Source organism: Variovorax sp. 01T432, from assembly GCF_056398605.1.
On record NZ_JBFTPS010000007.1, the window covers coordinates 161002 to 180977 of the forward strand.

At 67.2% G+C, this 19976-nt stretch carries 17 protein-coding genes, 1 tRNA gene and 1 pseudogene; 10 read left to right on the forward strand and 9 right to left on the reverse strand.

Annotation, left to right across the window (positions count from 1 at the left end; genetic code table 11):
* Positions 1-5: 5 nt before the first annotated feature.
* Positions 6-2230 (forward strand): annotated as a pseudogene (locus tag AC1DNF_RS08530) (molybdopterin cofactor-binding domain-containing protein).
* Between the two features lie 6 nt (positions 2231-2236).
* Here the strand turns inward: AC1DNF_RS08530 and ychF are convergent.
* Positions 2237-3328: a redox-regulated ATPase YchF gene (ychF, locus tag AC1DNF_RS08535; RefSeq protein ID WP_478148133.1), complete on the reverse strand. Its 1092-nt coding sequence runs from the start codon at positions 3326-3328 to the stop codon at positions 2237-2239.
* A 58-nt stretch (positions 3329-3386) separates the two neighbouring features.
* Complete coding sequence (locus AC1DNF_RS08540) at positions 3387-4268, reverse strand: MOSC domain-containing protein (protein WP_478148134.1); 882 nt, start codon at positions 4266-4268, stop codon at positions 3387-3389.
* 74 nt (positions 4269-4342) lie between these two features.
* Here AC1DNF_RS08540 and AC1DNF_RS08545 point away from each other — a divergent pair, with 74 nt between their 5' ends.
* Genes AC1DNF_RS08545 through AC1DNF_RS08560 form a run of 4 tightly spaced genes read left to right on the forward strand, consistent with a single transcriptional unit; the run spans position 4343 to position 8803 of the window.
* The gene (locus tag AC1DNF_RS08545) at positions 4343-5473 is read left to right on the forward strand and encodes an FAD-dependent monooxygenase (RefSeq protein ID WP_478148135.1); all 1131 of its coding nucleotides are present in this window, start codon (positions 4343-4345) and stop codon (positions 5471-5473) included.
* Positions 5470-6183 carry a DsbC family protein gene (locus AC1DNF_RS08550; RefSeq protein WP_478148136.1) on the forward strand — a complete coding sequence of 238 codons (714 nt, stop codon included), beginning with the start codon at positions 5470-5472 and terminating at the stop codon, positions 6181-6183. Before AC1DNF_RS08545 ends, AC1DNF_RS08550 begins: the two co-directional genes overlap by 4 nt.
* On the forward strand, positions 6183-7976 hold the full coding sequence (locus tag AC1DNF_RS08555) for a M61 family metallopeptidase (RefSeq protein ID WP_478148137.1): 1794 nt from the start codon (positions 6183-6185) through the stop codon (positions 7974-7976). Before AC1DNF_RS08550 ends, AC1DNF_RS08555 begins: the two co-directional genes overlap by 1 nt.
* 47 nt (positions 7977-8023) lie before the next feature.
* Positions 8024-8803, forward strand: a complete 780-nt coding sequence (locus AC1DNF_RS08560) for an enoyl-CoA hydratase (protein WP_478148138.1) — start codon at positions 8024-8026, stop codon at positions 8801-8803.
* 10 nt (positions 8804-8813) lie between these two features.
* Here AC1DNF_RS08560 and AC1DNF_RS08565 read toward each other — a convergent pair whose 3' ends face one another.
* Both AC1DNF_RS08565 and AC1DNF_RS08570 read right to left on the reverse strand, forming a co-directional pair.
* Complete coding sequence (locus AC1DNF_RS08565) at positions 8814-9923, reverse strand: hypothetical protein (protein ID WP_478148139.1); 1110 nt, start codon at positions 9921-9923, stop codon at positions 8814-8816.
* Positions 9920-10585, reverse strand: coding sequence for a sigma-70 family RNA polymerase sigma factor (locus AC1DNF_RS08570; RefSeq protein WP_478148140.1), 666 nt, complete (start codon positions 10583-10585; stop codon positions 9920-9922). Before AC1DNF_RS08570 ends, AC1DNF_RS08565 begins: the two co-directional genes overlap by 4 nt.
* A gap of 136 nt (positions 10586-10721) precedes the next feature.
* Between AC1DNF_RS08570 and AC1DNF_RS08575 the strand changes: the two genes are divergently transcribed.
* Both AC1DNF_RS08575 and AC1DNF_RS08580 read left to right on the forward strand, forming a co-directional pair.
* Entirely contained in the window at positions 10722-12146 is a 1425-nt protein-coding gene (locus AC1DNF_RS08575; RefSeq protein ID WP_478148141.1) for a vWA domain-containing protein, read from the forward strand.
* A gap of 33 nt (positions 12147-12179) precedes the next feature.
* Positions 12180-12256 (forward strand) — tRNA-Met (locus AC1DNF_RS08580).
* A gap of 789 nt (positions 12257-13045) precedes the next feature.
* On the opposite strand, the gene AC1DNF_RS08585 is transcribed toward AC1DNF_RS08580, so the two are convergent.
* The 4 genes from AC1DNF_RS08585 to ruvB are packed head-to-tail and all read right to left on the reverse strand — an operon-like array spanning position 13046 to position 17231.
* Positions 13046-14278: a glycosyltransferase gene (locus tag AC1DNF_RS08585; RefSeq protein WP_478148142.1), complete on the reverse strand. Its 1233-nt coding sequence runs from the start codon at positions 14276-14278 to the stop codon at positions 13046-13048.
* Positions 14275-15153 carry a UDP-2,3-diacylglucosamine diphosphatase gene (locus tag AC1DNF_RS08590; protein WP_478148143.1) on the reverse strand — a complete coding sequence of 293 codons (879 nt, stop codon included), beginning with the start codon at positions 15151-15153 and terminating at the stop codon, positions 14275-14277. The genes AC1DNF_RS08585 and AC1DNF_RS08590 overlap by 4 nt, the downstream gene beginning before the upstream one ends.
* A gap of 54 nt (positions 15154-15207) precedes the next feature.
* Positions 15208-16167 carry a CDF family Co(II)/Ni(II) efflux transporter DmeF gene (dmeF, locus tag AC1DNF_RS08595; RefSeq protein WP_478148144.1) on the reverse strand — a complete coding sequence of 320 codons (960 nt, stop codon included), beginning with the start codon at positions 16165-16167 and terminating at the stop codon, positions 15208-15210.
* 8 nt (positions 16168-16175) lie between these two features.
* Positions 16176-17231, reverse strand: coding sequence for a Holliday junction branch migration DNA helicase RuvB (gene ruvB, locus AC1DNF_RS08600; RefSeq protein ID WP_478148145.1), 1056 nt, complete (start codon positions 17229-17231; stop codon positions 16176-16178).
* Positions 17232-17382: 151 nt separating this feature from the next.
* Here ruvB and AC1DNF_RS08605 point away from each other — a divergent pair, with 151 nt between their 5' ends.
* Positions 17383-17811 carry a hypothetical protein gene (locus AC1DNF_RS08605; RefSeq protein ID WP_478148146.1) on the forward strand — a complete coding sequence of 143 codons (429 nt, stop codon included), beginning with the start codon at positions 17383-17385 and terminating at the stop codon, positions 17809-17811.
* Between the two features lie 18 nt (positions 17812-17829).
* Here AC1DNF_RS08605 and ruvA read toward each other — a convergent pair whose 3' ends face one another.
* A complete protein-coding gene (gene ruvA / locus AC1DNF_RS08610; RefSeq protein WP_478148147.1) occupies positions 17830-18402 on the reverse strand; it encodes a Holliday junction branch migration protein RuvA in 573 nt (190 codons plus the stop codon).
* 33 nt (positions 18403-18435) lie between these two features.
* On the opposite strand from ruvA, the gene AC1DNF_RS08615 reads away from it, so the two are divergent.
* Positions 18436-19386 carry a PhoH family protein gene (locus AC1DNF_RS08615; protein ID WP_478148148.1) on the forward strand — a complete coding sequence of 317 codons (951 nt, stop codon included), beginning with the start codon at positions 18436-18438 and terminating at the stop codon, positions 19384-19386.
* Positions 19383-19835, forward strand: coding sequence for an rRNA maturation RNase YbeY (ybeY, locus tag AC1DNF_RS08620; RefSeq protein WP_478148149.1), 453 nt, complete (start codon positions 19383-19385; stop codon positions 19833-19835). The genes AC1DNF_RS08615 and ybeY overlap by 4 nt, the downstream gene beginning before the upstream one ends.
* Positions 19836-19976: the final 141 nt, after the last annotated feature.

A 19976-nucleotide genomic window follows, 5' to 3' on the forward strand; every position in this document is an offset into this window, starting at 1 on the left:
CGATCATGGAAATGACGACACCCTCCGCCCGCAATCCGATCGACGACAACCGCCAGGGGCTGATCGGCCAGCCGATCGACCGCGTCGACGGCCGCCTCAAAGTCACCGGCGCAGCGCCCCTGCCTACGAAGTCCAGGAGGGCGGCAGGCCCGCGTATGGCTTCATCGTCGAGGCCACGATCGCGAAGGGCACGGTGGCCGAGCTCGACGCATCCATGGCCGAGAACGCACCGAGCGTGCTTCTGGTGATGACCCACAGGAATGCCCCCATGCAAGGCGCATGGGGGCCGATCGACGCCGCGGACCGCTTCGGCCGCGCTGCACCCCAGATGGGCGACGACCGGGTGCGCTACTACGGCGAAGCGGTGGCCTATGTCGTGGCCGAAAGCTTCGAGCAGGCGCGCGCGGCAGCCAGGCTGATCCGGATCCGCTACGAAGCGCAACCCGGCGAGTACGAACTCGACAGGACCAAGGCCGAAAAGCCCGTCGATACCGGAGGCCGCGAGGCGGACACCGCCGTCGGCGACTTCGAGGCCGCATTCGCCGCGGCCCCGGTCAGCATCGACGCGACCTACACGACGCCGCATCTGGTTCACGCGCAGATGGAGCCGCACGCCACGCTCGCCTACTGGAAGGACGGCCGCGTCATCATTCACTGCTCCGCGCAGTTGCTGGTGAGCGCCCGCAGTGCCGTCGCCGCGACCCTGCGGATTCCGCCGAACAACGTGCGCATCCTGAGCCGCTATATCGGCGGCGGCTTCGGCGGCAAGCTGCCGGTCTACGGCGACGTGATGCTGTCGGCCATGGCCTCGCGCCAGTTGGGGCGCCCCGTCAAGATGGCCTTGACGCGGCAGCAGATGTTCCATTTCACGACGCATCGCAGCGACACCATCCAGCGCGTGCGCCTGGGCGCCTCGGCCGACGGCAGGCTCGGCGCAATCGGCCACGAGACCTGGTCGCACAGCGCGCGCTTCGACAACTTCTACGAGTCCGCGAGCGCGCAGACGCGATCGCTGTACGCCGCGCCCAACCGCATGACCGCGCATCGATCGGTCAAGCTCGACCTCCCGATTTCGGACGCCGCGCGCGCACCCGGCGAGGGCGTCGGGATGCTGGCGCTGGAAGGCGCGATGGATGAGCTCGCCGAAAAGCTCGGGCTGGATCCGATCGAGCTGCGCATGCGCAACGAGCCGGCGATGGATCCGGAGAAGAAGCTCCCCTATTCGACCCGCCAGCTCGTGCGCTGCATGACCGAAGGCGCGGAGCGCTTCGGCTGGAGCCGCCGCAGTGCGACGCCAGCCTCGCGGCGCGAAGGCCGATGGCTGATCGGCATGGGCATGTCCGCCTCGACGCGGTCGAACATCTTGCGCGATTCGAAGTGCACCATCCTGCTGGACCGGCAGGGCATGTTGACGGTACGCATGGCCATGACAGACCTCGGGACCGGCACCTACACGGTGCTCTCGCAGATCGTCGCCGAAATGATGGGCATACCGGTGGAGAAGGTTCGCATGGAGCTGGGGGACAGCGACTTCCCGGAGACGCCGGGTTCGGGCGGCTCGTTCGGCGCCGCGAGCGCGGGCTCGGGATTGTTCGACGCCTGCATGAACCTGCGCGAGAAACTGGCCCGCCGGCTGGGCGTGAAGGCGATCGATGCGAGCTTCGCGGACGGCAAGGTCACGGCCGGCAACAAGTCAGCGACGCTCGGCGCCTTGGCGGGCGCGGTGGGCCTGCAGGCCGATGGAGAGATCAAGGCCGGCGACATGGCAAAGAAGTTCTCGCAGCAGGCCTATGGCGCGCACTTCGCGGAAGTCGCGGTCGACATGGACACCGGAGAGATCCGCCTGCGCCGCATGCTGGGCGTCTTCGCCGCGGGCCGCATCCTCAACCAGAAGACGGCCACGAGCCAGGCCATGGGCGCGATGATCTGGGGCGTGGGCAATGCGCTTCACGAGGAAGCCGTCGTCGATCCGCGCCATGGCTTCTTCGTGAACCACGACCTGGCGCCATACCACGTGCCGGTGCACGCGGACATTCCGGCGATCGAGGTGCGCTTCCTGCACGAAGTGGATGACAAGGCGAACCCGCTGAAGATCAAGGGCATCGGCGAACTCGGCATCTGCGGTGCGGGGGCCGCGGTGGCGAATGCGGTCTACAACGCCACCGGGGTGCGGATCCGGGACTACCCGCTGACGCTCGACAAGGTGCTGGCGGGGCTGGAACGGCCTTGAGTCGCGCTAGGAGCTGAACAGGAAGTTCATCACGTCCCCATCCTTGACGACGTAGTCCTTGCCTTCCGCCCGCATCTTTCCCGCATCCTTGGCGCCCTGCTCGCCCTTGAAGGCGATGAAGTCATTGAAGGCGATGGTCTGGGCGCGGATATAGCCCTTCTCGAAATCGGTATGGATCACGCCGGCCGCCTGCGGGCCGGTGTCGCCGACGTGGATGGTCCAGGCGCGCACTTCCTTCACGCCGGCCGTGAAGTAGGTCTGCAGGCCCAGCAGGGTGTAGGCGGCGCGGATCAGGCGATTGAGCCCCGGCTCCTCCTGCCCGATCTCCGACAGGAACATCTTCTTGTCCTCGTCGTCCATGTCGGCCAGCTCGGCTTCGATCTTGGCGCAGATGGCCACCACGGGCGCGTTCTGCGCGGCGGCGTATTCGCGCAGGCGGTCGAGGAAGGGGTTGTTCTCGAAACCGTCTTCAGCGACATTGCCGACGAACATCGCCGGCTTGGCGGTGATCAGCGAGAACTGCTTGATCAGCGGCTTGTCTTCCTTGCTGAATGCGATGGAGCGCACCGGCTTGTTCTCGTTCAGCGAGGCCTGGCACTTCTCGAGCAGCGCGACCAGCTTGATGGCTTCCTTGTCGCCGGAGCGTGCCGTCTTGGTGTGGCGGTGCAGCGCCTTTTCCACGGTCGAGAGATCGGCCAGGCACAGCTCGGTCTGGATGACCTCGATGTCGGAAATGGGGTCGACCTTGCCGGCCACGTGGATCACGTTGTCGTCCTCGAAACAGCGCACCACGTTGACGATGGCGTCCGTTTCGCGGATGTGCGCGAGGAACTGGTTGCCCAGGCCTTCGCCCTGGCTGGCGCCGGCGACCAGGCCCGCGATGTCGACGAACTCGACGATGGCCGGCACGACGCGTTCGGGCTTGACGATCTCGCTCAATGCCGCAAGCCGCGGATCGGGCACCTCTACCACGCCGACATTGGGCTCGATGGTGCAGAAGGGATAGTTCTCGGCCGCGATGCCGGCCTTGGTCAAGGCATTGAAGAGGGTGGACTTGCCGACGTTGGGCAGGCCGACGATGCCGCACTGGAGACTCATGGCGGGGGCTTTCAGAATTCTGGGGGGAACCGGGGATTTTAGGCGCCCGGCCTTGCGCTCATTCGAAGCGCAGGTTTGCGCCGACCGGCTGGCCGACGCGCAGCGCATGCTCGACGCCCTGCAGCACGATCGCATTCATGCCGAAAGTGATGGCGCCGTCGACGCGGGCGTCGGCGCGGTAGGTGCGCAGCATGTCGCCGACTTCGTGGCTGCACAGCGCCGTGGCCGGGTCGATGTCGGGGATCGGGCAGCGCGAGCAGGGCTTGACCGGCTGCAGCCGGGCCTCGCCCTCCGCGGTGCCGATATGCAGCATGTCGACGCGATCTTCGTCGTGGGCCTCGACGCCGGCGAGCACGATGTTGGGCCTGAAGCGCTCGATGCCGACGGCGCCATGGCCGGCCGCCACCAGCTTCGCATTGAGCTCGGCGAGCGAGCCTTCGCTGACCACCAGCACCGGGAAGCCGTCGGCGAACTGATTCGGCGCTTCGATGCCGCCGGTCCAATCCAGGCTCGACAGCCGCTGGTGATCGGGATCGAAGCGCACCAGGCGCAGCCGCCGGGGTTGACCAGGCTCCGACAGAAAGTCGCTGAACCACTGCGCCGCGATGTCGCCCATGTCGTAGGCCGCCACCTCATCCTTCCAGACGCGCACGCGCACGGGCCCCTCGACGCGGTCGAAGGCAATATGCAGCGCCAGCATGCCGGGCGCGCGCAGCACCATCTCGGAATGCTTCAGCTGGGGACGGATGAGCGCCATGCGCGGTACTTCGCGCTGGGTGACGAACTCGCCCTGGGCGTCGACCACCATCCAGGCGCGATCGAACTCCAGGCCGGTCTCGATGAGCAGGGCTTCGTTCAGCTCGACCCCGGCGCAGGACTTGATCGGGTAGACGAACAGGCGTGCGATGGTGGCTTGGAGGTCAAAATCGGGTGCGGTCACGGACAGATCCTTTGCTGGAGCGGGCAATTGTCTCGTAGACCGGGTATCTCCAAGGCACCTTCTACAATCCTGCGATGGCCCTTCCCCCCGAGGTTTGCATTCGTGGCGCCGGCATTGTCGGCCGCACCCTGGCGCTGCTCCTTGCGCGCGAAAGAGTGCGCGTGGCATTGGTGGCGCCGGCCGCCGCGCCGGCCCACCAGGACGTGCGCGCCTATGCGCTCAATGCCGCCTCGAAGGCGCTGCTCGAATCCCTGCGCGCCTGGCCCGATGCAGCGCACGCCACGGCGGTGCGCGACATGCAGGTCCACGGCGACGAAGGCGGACGGGTGCAATTCAGCGCGGCCCGGCAGAAGGTCGAGGCGCTGGCCTGGATCGTCGACGTGCCCGCGCTCGAACAGCGACTGGCGGATGCCGTGCGCTTCCAGCCGCGCATCGAGGTGGTGACCGAGCCCGTCGCGGCGCCGTTGACGGTCATCTGCGAGGGCCGCGCCAGCATCACCCGCGAAATGCTCGGCGTGAGCTACCAGGTCACACGCTACCCCCAGCATGCGATCGCGGCGCGGGTCGAGGCCGAGGAGCCGCACGATGCCACCGCGCGCCAGTGGTTCAACGACAAGGGCGAGGTGCTGGCGCTGCTGCCGATGGGCGGCAATGAACTCGCGCTCGTGTGGTCGGTCGACCAGCTTCGCGCGCCGACCTTGCTTGCGCAGACGGCCGACGCCTTCAGCGAGAGCCTGCGCGATGCCACCCATGGCGCGCTGGGCGCGCTGAAGCTCGTCAGCGAGCGCGCGTCCTGGCCGCTGCAACGGGCCATCGCCGACCGCTGGACCGGCCAGTTCGCCGAAGGGCAGGCCTGGGCGCTGGCGGGCGACGCGGCGCACACGGTCCATCCGCTGGCCGGCCAGGGCCTGAACCTGGGCCTGGCCGACGCCGCCACCCTGGCGGAAGTGATCAGGAGCCGCGACTATTGGCGCAGCTGCGGCGACGCGCGCCTCCTGCGCCGCTACGAACGCGCCCGACGCACCGACGTCCTGTCGATGAGCCTGGCCACCGATGGGCTTCAGCAACTCTTCGCCCACAGTGCCGACCCCTTGCCGGCGCTGCGCAACTGGGGCATGCGGGGCTTCGACAGAACACGGCTCATCAAGAGCTGGATCGCACGGCAGGCCATGGGCCTGCACTCAACTCAGGGACCGTCATCATGAAAAACACCATTCGTCTGCTCTTCGCCGCGCTGGCCATCGGCTCCGCGCTCGCGGCCGCGGCCGGCGAGGCCGAGATCCGCAAGAACCTGGCCGCGCGCATTCCACAATTCGCGAAGATCGACGAGATCACGAAAGCGCCGATGCCCGGCCTCTACGAAGTGCGCATCAACGGCTTCGAGATCTTCTACACGGACGAGCAGGGCAACTACCTGCTGCAGGGAAGCCTGATCGACGTCAACGCGCGCAAGAACCTCACCGAAGAGAAGATCGAGAAGCTCAGCCAGGTCGCTTTCGACAAGTTGCCGATCAAGGACGCGGTCAAGATCGTGCGCGGCAACGGCAAGCGCAGGCTGGCGGTCTTCGAGGACCCGAACTGCGGCTATTGCAAGCAGTTCGAGGCCGACCTGACCAAGGTCGACAACGTGACCATCCACCTCTTCCTCTACCCGGTGCTGGGCCCGGATTCGGTCGTCAAGGCACGCAACATCTGGTGCGCCAAGGACAAGGCCAAGGCCTGGACCGACTGGATGGTGCGCGGCGTCCCGGCCGATGCCGCCGAATGCGATACCGCCGCCCTGACGCGCAACCGCGAGTTCGGCCAGAAGTACAACATCACCGGCACGCCGACGCTGATCTTCAGCGACGGGTCGCGCGCACCGGGCGCCATCCCGGCCGCGCAGGTCGAGAAGCAGCTCGCAGCGCTCAACTGATGGCGGCGCCCGCGATCCACTACCGCATCGAGTGCGCCGACCTCCATGCGCATCTGTTTGCCGTCACCCTGACCATCGAGGACCCCGCCGCGCTGCAGCGCGTGACGCTGCCGGTCTGGATTCCCGGCAGTTACCTGGTGCGGGAGTTCTCGAAGAACCTGCAGAACCTGCGCGTGGCGCAGGGGCGGCGCAAGCTCGTGCCGCAGCAGATCGACAAATGCAGCTGGCAGATCGAGTGCGCGGCCGGCAAACCCCTGGTGCTGCGCTACCAGGTCTGCGCCTACGACAACTCGGTGCGCACCGCCTGGCTGGACGCGGATCGCGGTTTCTTCAACGGCACCAGCCTGTGCCTGCAGGTCGAAGGTCAGACCGAGGCGCCGCACGCGATCGAGATCGTCGCGCCTCCGTTCACGACGGTGAGCGCGCGCTGGTCGTGCGCCACCGCGCTGAAGCCGACCAAGACGGATCGCCAGGGCTTCGGCCACTACCTCGCCGCCGACTACGACGAACTGGCCGATAGCCCGGTCGAGATGGGCGCCTTCTGGAGCGCCGAGTTCGAGGCCTGCGGCGTGCCGCACCGCTTCGTCGTCGCGGGCGCCCCGCCCTCCTTCGACGGTGAGCGCCTGATCGCCGACACGCTGGCCATCTGCGAGACACAGATGCGCTTCTGGCACGGCGACAAGGTGGGCAAGCGCGGCGGCCCCAAGCCGCCGCACGAGCGTTATGTCTTCATGCTCAACGCGGTCGACGACGGCTACGGCGGGCTGGAGCATCGCCAATCGACGGTGCTCATCTGCACGCGCCGGGATCTGCCTCAGCATGCCGCGCGCAAGCAGCCCGAAGGCTACACCACGCTGCTCGGGCTCATCAGCCACGAGTATTTCCACACCTGGAACGTGAAGCGCCTGCGACCCGCCGAGTTCGCGCGCTACGACTACGCGCAGGAGAACTACACGCGGCTGCTGTGGCTGTTCGAGGGCTTCACCAGCTACTACGACGACCTGCTGCTGCGCCGCGCCGGCCGCATCGACGACGCGAGCTACCTGCGCCTGGTCAACAAGACCGTCAATCAGGTACTGCAGACACCGGGCCGGCTCGTGCAGTCGGTGGCCGAAGCCAGTTTCGACGCCTGGATCAAGTACTACCGTCAGGATGAACAGACGCCCAACAGCACGGTGAGCTACTACACCAAGGGCGCGCTCGTGGCACTGTGCTTCGACCTCACGCTGCGCATGGAGGGCCAGGGCTCGCTCGACGATGTCATGCGGCGGCTCTGGAAGAAGAGCAGCGGCGGCCCCATCGACGAGTCCGACTTCGCCGCCGCGCTCGAAGCCGTGGGCGGACGCTCGTTCGCCACGGAGATCGCGAGCTGGGTGCATTCGACAGACGAGCTGCCGTTGTCCGATCTGCTGCGCGCCCATGGCGTCGCGGCGCTCGACGACCCGGCGCAACGCGCGCAGGAACTGGGCCTTCGAGTGGCCGAGACCGGCGGCAGCGTGCAGATCAAGGTGGTGCTGCGCCACAGCGCTGCCGAGCAGGCGGGCTTCTCGGCGCATGACGAGTGGATCGGCATCGAAGTACCCGCGGCCAGGGGGCGGCCGGCCCAAGGCTGGCGAATCGCCCGGCTCGACGACCTGGCGCTCTATCTCGGCCCGCTGAAGAAGATCACCGCACTCGTCGCCCGCGACCGCCGCCTGCTGCGCCTGCCGCTCACGCTGCCGAGCGGCGTGACGACCTGGCGGCTGTTTGCGCAGGACCCGGCCCGGCTGACACGCTGGCTGGACACGAAATAGGAAATAGGCGGCACCCGCTGCCCTTCGTTCGTTTCAAGGAGACACGCATGAGCTACGAGAACATCCAGGTGCGCACCGAGGCCGGCAAGGTCGGCATCATCACGCTCCATCGCCCGAAGGCGCTGAACGCGCTCAACGATGCGCTGATGACCGAATTGGGCCAGGCGCTCAAGGCCTTCGACGCCGACCCGGCGATCGGCTGCATCATCGTCACCGGCAGCGAGCGCGCCTTCGCCGCGGGCGCCGACATCGCGGCGATGGCCAAGTACAGCTTCCTCGACGCCTACAAGGGCGACTTCATCACGCGCAACTGGGAAACGATCCGCCAGATCCGCAAGCCGGTGATCGCTGCCGTGAGCGGCTTCGCGCTGGGCGGCGGCTGCGAACTCGCGATGATGTGCGACTTCATCATCGCCGCCGACAACGCGAAGTTCGGCCAGCCCGAAATCAAGATCGGCGTCATTCCGGGCGCCGGCGGCACGCAGCGCCTCCCGCGCGCGGTGGGCAAATCCAAGGCGATGGACATGGTGCTGACCGGCCGCATGATGGACGCGGCCGAAGCCGAGCGCGCCGGCCTCGTCAGCCGCGTCGTGCCCTACGAGAAGCTCGCCGACGAGGCGCTGGGCGCGGCCATCGTGATCGCGGACTTCTCGCAGATCGCGATCATGGCGGCCAAGGAGTCGGTCAATCGCGCTTTCGAAGGCGGCCTGTCCGACGGCGTGATGTTCGAGCGTCGACTGTTCCACGCGCTCTTTGCGACCGCCGACCAGAAGGAGGGCATGGATGCCTTCCTGAACAAGCGCGCGGCCGACTTCAAGAACGAATGAGCAGAGCCCGTTAGGGGTTGCGCGCCGGCGGCGCCTCGGCCTGCGCTTGCTGTACTGCGGTGCGCAATGCCTCGCGCAGGGCAGCCAGCGCCGGCGCCGACGGAGCGCCGGTGGCCGGCGGCTCCTTGCCTTCGCGCCAGCGCACCTGGCCCCGCGCAATCTCGAACACCGCGAGCGTCTCTGCCTTGCGCTCCAGCGTGATGCGCCACTCGGGCGCGGCGGCCAGTGGCTGCGCCCCCACTGCCGAGAGCGCGGCCGACCCCAGCAAGCCATTCAGTTCGCGCGCTTCGTCGCGTGTCAGGCTGCGGCTGGGCCCGCCGCGCTGCGCAATGGTGATGCGGGTCCATTGCGATAGCGCCGCGAAGCTGGGCGGCTCGGTCGCGTCCGTGCGCACCGAGGGGGATTCGGCGCGCGCCGCGTCTGCCCCGCCGCCCGGCGCTGTCGCAGCGGCGGGCGGGCGCGGGGCGAGGTCCGACAATCGCGCCGTTGATTCCTCTTCGAGCCTGCGCGCTCGCGCGCCCAAGGGATCCGATGGAACCAGGCGCGCGGTGACGCCGGCCTGCGGCACAACAGGTGCGGCGGAGACTGGCGGCGGCGGTGATGGGCTGCGCCGCGGTGTCGGCTGAGGCTTTGCCCCTGCAAGCGGCGCAGTGCCTGGTGAAGCCGACGGCTCGGCGGTCGGCGCGGGCACCGGAAATTCCGGGACCCACACGGTGGATGGACCCGACGCCGTCGCGCCGGACTGTTCCGGCGTGCCGGGCCGCGCCGATGACGGGGACGACACCGCCTTGCTCTCGGCTCCGTCCGAACCGGCACCGGGCACCGGCTGACGCTCCATGAGCAGGATCACCAGGCTCGCCACGAGCACCGTGGCGAAGGCGGCATTCCACGGCATGCGCGCGTCGTTGCCGCCACCCCAGAATCCGACGCGCCACCACCAAGACCGGCGCCTGACCTCGGGCGAGCCCGGCTCGAGCACCCCGGCGGCTTCATGCGCCTTCTTGAGAATCGCCTTGCGCAGCCGCCAGTCCGGTATGGCGGCCTGGTCGGGGGCGTGGGCCAGTGCGCGCCAGAGGGCCGCGTCATGCAGATCGTCCGACGGGTCGTCGCTCGGGTTCATCGGCGAAGCTCCAGCACCGAGAGATAGCGCTCCATGCAGGCGCGCAGCTTCTTCAGGCCATAGCGCAGGCGGCTGCGCACAGTCTCGAAGCCGACATCGAGCGCGTCGGCCATGGTCTCCACGGTGAAGCCATCTTCATGGTGCAGCAGGAAGGCGGAGCGCTGATCGTCCGGCAGTTCGTCGAGGCAGGCCAGAAGGCGGCGGCCGGCGGCTCGCCAGAACGCGAGTTCCTCGGCCGAGGGATGGGCGGCGTCGGACACCGAGCCACCCTCGCGCAGCAAGCCGCGGCTGAAGAGTTGCGCGGCCTCGAGGCCGTCTCCGTCTTCGTCGTGCGCATAGAACGCGACTTCGCGGCCGCTGATGCGCAACCGGTCCATGGCCAGGTTGTGGGCGATCGTGAATGCCCAGGTTCGCCAGGTCGCGCCCTGCGGAGAAAAGCTCTCGCGCGCAGCGATGATGCGCATCCAGGTGTCCTGGAACACCTCGTCGACCTCCGCGGCGAGCCGCAGGCCCATCAGGCGCCGCACGAAACGGAACAGCGCGCTCTCATGGCGCGCGTAGAGCGTGTCGAAGGCTGTGGTATCCCCCTCGGCATAGGCCTGCATCAACTGGTCGTCGGGCATGGCGTCGTGGAGACTGGAAATTGCGGTGGGCGCAAGCATCGGCAGATTTTTACCTCACCTTCTACGGCCGCCGCCGCCGTTCGGGGTTAGTACCTCCTCAAAAAAGATCGTTCGGGCCTAACCCGCCTGGCGCCGGGCTGCCGTATCAGCCTGCATCCACAACCCGGAGCCATCGATGACAACCCGCCCTCTTCTCCTGCAAGTTTCGCTGGTCGCGCTGCTATGCGGGCAGCTGCTCTTGAGCGCCTGCGGCGCCTCGGAACTCGCACACGGATCCGCGCTCTGGCCCACGCCCGCGCCACAGCCCGAGCCGCCGGCCTTCGCGCCGCCACGATGGCCGGCGAACGAGGTCGCACGCACGACGCCGAACTTCGAGGCGCCCTCGGCGAGCCACTGCGCGCGCACCGTGCAAACCTACGAAACACCGGGCCGCGAGCCTGCGCGGCAAGGCGGCGAGCTCATGCGACGCGAGGAGTCCCGCCATGGCGATGCCGCCGCCGCGCCCCTCTTTGCACCGCCCGCGCTCACACCAAGCGCGCCGCCGATGCAACGCGCACGGCCGCAGCAGGACGCCGTGACGGCGGGGATGGTCGACGACAACGCGGACTTCTTCGCGTACCTGCAGTTTCGCCAGCGCACGCAGGTCCCCCATCGAGAGCGCGACGTCAGCGAACGCTACCTGCTGGAGGTGCGCAACGCCAGAGGCATGGTCGTTCCCGATGCGGAGGTCGCCGTGCAGGCCGCGAATGGCGCGGCCATGTGGGCACGCACCGACGCGGGCGGACGTGCATGGCTGCACCCGAATGCCTTCGACCGGTCCGACAGCCAGGTGTATGAAGTGGCCGTGCGCAAGAACGGTCAACAGGGCACGGGCATTCTGCGACGCGGACAGAAGAGCGCGCTCGAGCTGGTGCTGAACAGCGACGAAGGGTCACAGCGCGCACGGCTTGACCTGGTCTTTCTGGTGGATGCGACAGGCTCGATGGGCGACGAGATCGGAAAGCTCAAGGCGACCCTGCACGCGATCGCCAACGAAGTGGCGCAGATGCCGAGCCGGCCGGACACCTGCTTCGGTCTCGTCGCATATCGGGACCGCGGTGACGCCTTCCTCGTGCGGCGGCACGACCTCACCAACGATCTCGCCTCTTTCCAGGCGGTACTGGACGCGCTGCAGGCCGACGGCGGCGGCGACTACCCGGAAGCGATGAACGAGGCGCTCCATGAAACCGTGCACAAGATGAGCTGGCGAGGCACCGGCGCGACCCGCATGGTCGTGCTGCTGGCCGACGCGCCGCCGCATCTCGACTACGGCGGCCCCCAGTACGACGAGGACATGATGGCTGCACTCGGCAAAGGCATCAAGGTGTTCAGCGTGGGGGCGAGCGGGCTGGACAAGCAGGGCGAGTACATACAGCGGCAGATTGCGCAATACACCGGCGGGCGCTTCGTGTTCCTGACCTACAAGGAGGCGACGCGTCCGGCGAGCGGACCCGGGCGCGAGACGGTGCACGATGTCAGCAGCTACTCTGTGCAGACCCTGGACCGGCTGATCCTGCGGCTGGTGTCGGAAGAGTTGAGGAAACTGCCCCACGCAGGTTGAGGGGCGTCTGGAGCTGGCTATAATCTCGGGCTCGGCTCTTTAGCTCAGTCGGTTAGAGCGATGGAATCATAATCCACAGGTCCGCGGTTCGAATCCGTGAAGAGCCACCAGTCAATGCCCGCACAGGCACTGGAAAGCCCGCTATCAGAACCATAGCGGGCTTTTTTTCTTTCCAGCACAGACGCGCCCTGCCCCCAGCCCACACAAGGCCGTGGCGAGCGTCAAATTCGCCCGTGGGGCCTTGCGCTTGGAGCGCCCATCAACGGAACCCCATCAAGAAAAAGCCCGCTGTCCAATGGACAGCGGGCCTTTCTTCTTCTGCGCGCCGCAATTGCGGTCTGGCTAATCCTTGGGACGCCATGCGCTGAGGAACTCGGCCGTCTTGTCAGTCGGTCGCCAAGTGACGACGACCGCAGCGGATGCGCCGGACGACGAGGTCGAGGCCTCGCTGCCACGCAGTTGCGACTGGGCGGATCCCCCACCCTCGCAACCTACCAATCCTGTCGTCACTGCCACCAGGCTCACTGCCACAACCCAAGATTTCTTCACGGTCATCTCCTCTACTTCGCCGGAGCGGCCCCTTGGCTGCATCGACGGTGTGATCGTAACCGAGATGTAAACTTAAAGTTCTCTTGTTATCTTCAAATGTAGTCACAAGTGGTACTTTTCGAGCTTCAGGAGCGCATTGAGGTAGCTAAAATGGTTTACATGAAATTTCACGCCAATCGCGCTGCATACCATGGAGCTCAAGACGGAGACCCCCGCAGCGCATTCGCGCCGCTCAACCCCGCACATCTGACGCACGAGCCCGTGCGCCGCCCGGTGCCTTGGGCTCGCTTCCTCGGTGCTGTCGCGGTCGGCGCGGTAGTTGTCGAGGCGCTTCGGTTCGTCTGGGGTTACTAGCCGCCGGAGGGCGCGCGGTCTGCACGGACCCGCTCCCCCAGCCTTGACATGAATGCTGCGCCGGTCACCGACGCCTCAGCCTGCGCAAGAATGTCCTGCAGGATGGCGGGCAGCTCGAATACCGCCCGGTTTTGCACCTTGCGCGTCGCTTCCCGAAACCGATCGAGATGCCGGATCAGTTCGTTCACCGCCCCGGCCACTCGCGCGAAGCTGGGGCACACAAGCCCTACACCTTGTTCCCTGACCCATTGGGCGTTGTAGCGCTCCTGCGGCAGCGTCCACCGGTTGCGCACGACGATCACCGGCAGCCGCAGCTGCACCGCCTCGCTCAGGCTTCCAGGCCCGGGCTTGCCAATGAAGAAATCGGCCAGCTGCATGTAGCGCGCAACGTCGGGCGTGAAGCCGAGCACCAGCCGCGGCGCCCGCGACGGCAAGGCGCGCAGGGCGCGCGCCAGCTTGTCGTTGTGGCCGCAGGCCAGGATCAGCGGGGTGTCGGGCAAGCGCTTGGCGATGCCGAGCATCGCCTTCGAGCCTTGGCCGCCGAATAGAACCAGGCCGATCGGCCGATCGGGATCGAGGCCCAGCCGACGCCGCTCACTCGCACGATCGATCGGTGGCGTGTCATAGAACGCCGAGCGGATGATCATTCCCGACGTGGCATGGATACGTTCCTCCGGGTAGCCCGCCGCGCGTGCTTGCTCCACGGCCTTGGCCGATCCGCAGACAAGGTGCTGGTCCTGCCCTTTCTCGATCCAGAAGTGGGGCGGATGGTCGGCGAGGTCCGTGAGCACCGTCACATAGGGCACGCCCGGCAGCGCGCAGGCCAGCGATTCGCAGAGCGCGCGGTTGAAGTTCGGGATCAGGGACACGACCATGTCCGGCTCGGTTGCGAGCCAGTGCTGCTGCATCTGACGAACCAGCGTGGCGTGGCTCCATCGAATCATTCCCTGCAGCAGCTTGAGTTCCTGCGCGAGGCCCAAGGTCCAGCCGCGGGCGAGGCGCTTGTTGTAGACGTCTTCCGGATCCATGCCCGTGAGCTTCCGGAAGCTGTCCTTTGGATCCAGCACCTCTCGCAGATTGACCAGCCGCACCGTCCACGGCAGGCCGCGGCGGTGTATCGCCGCCTCGAGCGCGAGCGCGGATGCGCGATGTCCGCCGCCAGCGTTGAAGTAGACGAGATCGACGGTTCGCGAGACAGGTGGACAGGCGTGCAAGGGCGAGCGGCTCATGCATGCGCCGGCACACGCCGGGAAGCGGCACGACCGACCCGGGCGTCGACCGGCATGTGTTGCGCCCAATGCAGGATCTCGAGCGACCCGTCCGGATGCTCCGCCAACGCGGTGAGGCTTTCGACCCAATCGCCGTCGTTGGCGTAGAGAATGCCGTCGATATCGCGCAGCTCCGCGTGGTGGATATGGCCACAGACCACGCCTTGCACGCCTCGCTTGCGAGCCTCGCGCGCCACGGCGCTCTCGAAGTCGCCGACATAGCTGACCGCTCGCTTGACCTTCAGCTTCAGGTACTTCGACAGCGACCAGTACGGCAGCCCCATGCGTGCACGAAGCGAGTTGAGGTGCCGGTTCAGCTTGAGGGTGAATTCATACAAGGAATCGCCCACATGGGCCAGCCACTTCGCGCACTGGATCACGCCATCGAACAAGTCGCCATGCGTGATCCAGAGCTTGCGGCCGTCGGCGGCCTCATGGATCCATTCGTCGGCCACGTCGATGCCGCCGAAGTTGTGATGCAGGTACTTGCGCGCGAACTCGTCATGGTTGCCGGGAATGAAGATCACCCGGGTGCCCTTGCGCGCCTTGCGCAGCAGCTTCTGGACGACGTCGTTGTGCGCCTGCGGCCAGTACCACTGGCGACGCAATTGCCAGCCGTCGATGATGTCGCCGACGAGGAACAGCGTCTCGCACTCGGTGTGCTTCAGGAAGTCGAGCAGCGCCTTCGCCTGGCAGCCGGGTGTCCCCAGGTGCAGGTCCGAGATCCAGAGGGTGCGATACCTTTTTGGCGGTCGCGTGACATCGTCATCTTCCGCCTGGGAAGACAAGTCGGCCGTATGGCGCCATGCACGAAGGAAAGCGTCGTCGCGTTGCATGGGTTGTCATCGTCGCCATGACGGATGACTGCGCCATGGCGCGGGGGTGAAGCTTCAGTGACAGCGATGAATCTCGACGGTCGAGTGCCTGATCTCTTCGTGCATCAAGAATGTCGCGCGTACCTCGTCCGGCGTGAGTGTCGACGAATGCGTGACCACGCTCAGCGCGCAGGCATAGGCGTTCTGGCCGACACGCCACACGTGCAGGTCGGCGACGCGGGTTTCGGAAGCCGCCAGCCCGCCTTCCACGCCCTGGCGGATCTCATCGACCACCGGATGGTCCATCTCGCGGTCGAGCAGCACTTTGCCGGTCTGCGCCAGAAGCCCACGCGCCCAGCTCGCCACCAGCAGGGCGCCGACGATGCCCACCATCGGATCGAGCCAGGCCCACCCGAGCAGCCATCCCCCGGCCAGCGCAGCGATGGCGAGCACTGAGGTCGCGGCATCCGCCAGCACATGCACATAGGCTGAGCGGAGGTTCAGGTCATGCCCGTGCCCGTGCCCGTGCCCGTACTGATCATGACCATGGGAATCGTGGCTGTCGCCGTGATCGTGGCGGTGCGCGCCGCCGAGCAGGAACGCGCAGATCAGATTGACCAGCAGCCCGAGTGCCGCAACGACCATCGCTTCCTTGTAGTGAATGGGCGATGGCGCCCACAGTCGCTCCATCGAGCCCACCACCATCAGCGCGGCGATGCCGAGGAGAATCAACGCGCTCGAGAAACCGCCAAGCACCTCGATCTTCCAGGTGCCGAAGGCGAAGCGCGCGTCCCCCGCATAGCGCCGGGCCGCGCCGTATGCGAAGGCGGTCAGGCCGATCGCCACGGCGTGCGAGCTCATGTGCCAGCCGTCAGCCAGCAGGGCCATCGAGTTGAACCACCAGCCGGCGCCGATTTCAACCACCATCGCGGCCGCGGTGATCCACATCACCAGCCGGGTGCTGCGCTCGGCGGCATCTGTGTTGCCCTGGAAGCGGTGCTCGTGCTGCCAGCCGCTGAGATCGTGCGTATGCATGGGTTCCTTCAATGGCCGAACATGTCGCCGTCGCGCTGCGGCGGTGCGACGCCCAGGTGCCGGTACGCAGCCAACGTGGCAATGCGTCCCCGTGGCGTGCGCTGCAGGTAGCCCTGCTGGATCAGGTAGGGTTCGATCACATCCTCGATGGTGCCCGACTCCTCGCCGATGCTGGCGGCGATGTTGTCCAGCCCCACCGGCCCGCCGTCGAAGCGATGGATGACGGCTTCGAGCAGCTTGCGGTCCATGAGGTCGAAGCCCTGCGGATCGACGTCCAGCATGGCGAGCGCCTTGTGCGCGACATCGACGGTGATGCGGCCATCGCTCCTCACCTGGGCATAGTCGCGCACACGGCGCAGCAGGCGGTTGGCGATGCGGGGCGTGCCGCGCGAGCGGCGCGCGATCTCCAGGCCGCCGGCTTCGTCCGTCGGCACGTTCAGCAGCCCGGCGCTGCGGCGGACGATGCGCGCCAGCTCCTCGGCCGAGTAGAACTCCAGCCGCGCGACGATCCCGAATCGGTCGCGCAGCGGATTGGTCAGCATGCCGGCGCGCGTGGTGGCGCCGACCAGCGTGAAGGGCTGCAGGTCGAGCTTGATGCTGCGCGCGGCCGGGCCCTCGCCGATCATGATGTCGATCTGGTAGTCCTCCAGCGCGGGGTAGAGGATTTCCTCGACCACGGGCGAGAGACGGTGGATCTCGTCGATGAAGAGCACGTCGTTGCGCTCGAGATTGGTCAGCAGCGCCGCGAGATCCTTGGGCTTTTCGAGCACCGGGCCGGATGTCTGTCGCAGGTTCACCCCGAGTTCGGCCGCGATGATGTGCGAAAGCGTGGTCTTGCCCAAGCCGGGCGGACCGAAGAGCAGCACATGGTCCAGCGCCTCGCCGCGATGGCGCGCGGCGCCGATGAAGATCTCGAGCTGCTCGCGCACCTTGAGCTGGCCGACATATTCGTCGAGCAGCTTCGGCCGCAGCGCGCGCTCGATGGCCTCTTCGTTGGGCGAAGCCGGAGCGGCGGAGACCACGCGTTGCGGGGCCGGGGCGAAGTCGTCGGTCTGGATGGTCATGGGTCTGTTGGCTGAAGGAACAGTTTAGTCGGCCGAACGCCCGTTCAACGGCCCGCCAGCGCGGTTCCGCGACGGGGCGCTCGTGCAGAATGCGCAGCGAGGAGAGCCCGCTCGCCAGGCCCGCCACTCCCCAGATCACCAAGAGCTTTCCATGAACGACAACGACCGCGCGCTCTGTTTCGCCGCCGCCGGACTGCTGCGCGCCAGCGGTGCCATCGCTCTCTGGGGCCTGGCGCTGGCGGTCATCGCGGGACTCGTGCTGGCCCTGACCGGACGGTCGCTGCCCGCAGCGGCCTGGATCGCCTATGCGACGGTCGGGCTGGTCGGATTGCCCGAACGCTATCTGGCGCTGCGCCTGCACCTCGACGCATCCCTGTTCAAGGGGCTTGCCCAGGGCGGCATCGCGGCGCTGCCCGCGCTGGATAACGCACTGGAAAAGCTGGGCCTGCGGCGCACCGCCGAGGCGTCGCGCTCGCTCTCCGACCGCGTGCTTGCAACCCGGCAGCTGATGCAACGCCACAGCCTCGCGGTGACCCTGCAGACGGTCGTGTTCGTGATGGCGCTCGTTCTCCAGGACTGAATCCGGGAGCGTGGGGCGCTATTTCGCGAGGGCCTTCAGCGCGAGCTTGATACCCTCGCCCACGGCCACATCCTTCGGCAACGCCTTGAGCGCGACGGCCGCCTCCTTGTCGCTGTAACCCAAGGCGACCAGGGCCTGCAGGATGTCGGCCTGCGCGTCCGTCGCCGCATGCGCGGGCGCGCCGATGTCCGCACCCAGCTTGCCCTTGAGTTCGAGCAGCAAGCGCTCGGCGGTCTTCTTGCCGATGCCGGGGATCTTCACGAGCCGCCCCGCGTCCTGCAGCGTGATGGCCTGGGCGAGTTCGGCGACGCTGAGCCCCGACAGCACGCCCAGCGCCATGCGCGGGCCGACGCCGGAAATCTTGATGAGCTGGCGAAAAGCCGCGCGCTCCTCGGCGCTGCCGAAGCCGTAGAGCACCTGCGCATCCTCGCGCACCACGAAGTGCGTGAGCAGCGAAACCCGCTCCCCGGTGGGCGGCAGGTTGTAGAAAGTGCTCATCGGCACATCGACCTCGTAACCTATCCCGTTGCAGTCCACCAGCACCTGCGGCGGATTGCGTTCGGCCAGGATGCCGGTGAGTTTGCCTATCATGGGTGCCCTTCTTGCTTCTGAAATGAAATCCGCGTGATTCTGCGACACACCTTCGCCCCGCCCAACAATACGCGCCTGGGCCACCTGTGCGGCGCGCTCGACGCTCACCTGCGGCGAATCGAGGAGGCGCTCGGCGTCAAGATCGCGCACCGGCATGAGCAGTTCAAGATCGACGGACCCAAGGTCAACGGGCAGCGCGCGCTGGAGGTGCTGCAGGCGCTCTACGAGATCGCGCAGCGGCCCATCGATCCGGCCGTGGTGCAACTCACGCTCGCGGGCGACGGTTCGATGATCGAGGCCGAGGACGGCGCGCTGATGCTCGCCACGCGGCGCGCCGACCTGCGCGCGCGCACGCCCAACCAGAGCGTCTACCTGCAGAACATCGCGAACCACGACATCACGATCGGCATCGGCCCCGCCGGCACGGGCAAGACCTACCTCGCGGTTGCCTGCGCGGTCGATGCGCTGGAGCGCAGCGCCGTGCAGCGTATCGTCCTCACCCGCCCGGCAGTGGAAGCCGGCGAGCGCCTCGGCTTTCTCCCCGGCGACCTGACGCAGAAGGTCGACCCCTACCTGCGCCCGCTGTACGACGCGCTCTACGACCTGATGGGCTTCGACCGCGTGCAGAAGGCCTTCGAGCGCAACGCGCTGGAAATCGCGCCGCTCGCGTTCATGCGCGGGCGCACGCTCAACAACGCCTTCGTGATCCTCGACGAGGCGCAGAACACCACGCCGGAGCAAATGAAGATGTTCCTGACGCGCATCGGCTTCGGCGCCAAGGCGGTGGTCACAGGCGACATCAGCCAGATCGACCTGCCCAAGACGCAGCTGAGCGGGCTGATCGATGCCGAGCGCGTGCTCAAGCGCGTCAACGGCATCGCGATCACCCACTTCACCAGCGCCGACGTGGTTCGGCATCCGCTGGTGGCGCGCATCGTCGACGCTTACGATGGCGCCCGCAAGCGTGCCTCCACCGCGAAATGACGCTGGCTGCCTTGTCGCTGTCGCTGCAGTTCGGCCGGTTCAAGGGGGCTGAGCGCCACCGGGCCGCACTCCCCCGGCACAGCGTCGCGCGCTGGATACGCCACGCACTCGACGCCGACGGCGAGATTACCGTTCGCATCGTCGATGCCGATGAAGGCCAGCGGCTCAACCGCGAGTTTCGCGGCAAGGACTACGCGACCAATGTGCTGACCTTCGACTATGCGCAGGCACCGGTCGTGATGGCGGACCTGGTGCTGTGCGCCCCGGTGGTCGCGCGCGAAGCGAAGGAACAGCGCAAGACGCTGGCCGCCCACTATGCGCACCTGCTGGTGCACGGTACGCTGCACGCGCAAGGCTGGGACCACGAGACCGGAGAAGAAGACGCCGAAGCGATGGAGGCGCGCGAGACCGAGATCCTGTCGGGGCTTGGCATCAAGAACCCCTACTAAGAAACTCATGCCATCGAACGCCGAATTTGACTGTGACCCCGGTTTCATGCCCCGGGGTCAGGCCTGCCTGATGGCGAACTACTAAGAAACTCATGCCATCGAACGCCGAATTTGACTGTGGCCCCGGTTTCATGCCCCGGG

Coding starts and splice junctions, on each gene's coding strand:
- ruvA (WP_478148147.1), bottom strand. CDS start 18,402: ATGATAGGCAAACTCACCGGCATCCTGGCCGAACGCAATCCGCCGCAG.
- AC1DNF_RS08570 (WP_478148140.1), bottom strand. CDS start 10,585: ATGCTTGCGCCCACCGCAATTTCCAGTCTCCACGACGCCATGCCCGAC.
- AC1DNF_RS08560 (WP_478148138.1), top strand. CDS start 8,024: ATGAGCTACGAGAACATCCAGGTGCGCACCGAGGCCGGCAAGGTCGGC.
- dmeF (WP_478148144.1), bottom strand. CDS start 16,167: ATGCATACGCACGATCTCAGCGGCTGGCAGCACGAGCACCGCTTCCAG.
- AC1DNF_RS08565 (WP_478148139.1), bottom strand. CDS start 9,923: ATGAACCCGAGCGACGACCCGTCGGACGATCTGCATGACGCGGCCCTC.
- AC1DNF_RS08590 (WP_478148143.1), bottom strand. CDS start 15,153: ATGCAACGCGACGACGCTTTCCTTCGTGCATGGCGCCATACGGCCGAC.
- AC1DNF_RS08555 (WP_478148137.1), top strand. CDS start 6,183: ATGGCGGCGCCCGCGATCCACTACCGCATCGAGTGCGCCGACCTCCAT.
- AC1DNF_RS08550 (WP_478148136.1), top strand. CDS start 5,470: ATGAAAAACACCATTCGTCTGCTCTTCGCCGCGCTGGCCATCGGCTCC.
- ruvB (WP_478148145.1), bottom strand. CDS start 17,231: ATGACCATCCAGACCGACGACTTCGCCCCGGCCCCGCAACGCGTGGTC.
- AC1DNF_RS08545 (WP_478148135.1), top strand. CDS start 4,343: ATGGCCCTTCCCCCCGAGGTTTGCATTCGTGGCGCCGGCATTGTCGGC.
- AC1DNF_RS08575 (WP_478148141.1), top strand. CDS start 10,722: ATGACAACCCGCCCTCTTCTCCTGCAAGTTTCGCTGGTCGCGCTGCTA.
- AC1DNF_RS08605 (WP_478148146.1), top strand. CDS start 17,383: ATGAACGACAACGACCGCGCGCTCTGTTTCGCCGCCGCCGGACTGCTG.
- ychF (WP_478148133.1), bottom strand. CDS start 3,328: ATGAGTCTCCAGTGCGGCATCGTCGGCCTGCCCAACGTCGGCAAGTCC.
- AC1DNF_RS08585 (WP_478148142.1), bottom strand. CDS start 14,278: ATGAGCCGCTCGCCCTTGCACGCCTGTCCACCTGTCTCGCGAACCGTC.
- ybeY (WP_478148149.1), top strand. CDS start 19,383: ATGACGCTGGCTGCCTTGTCGCTGTCGCTGCAGTTCGGCCGGTTCAAG.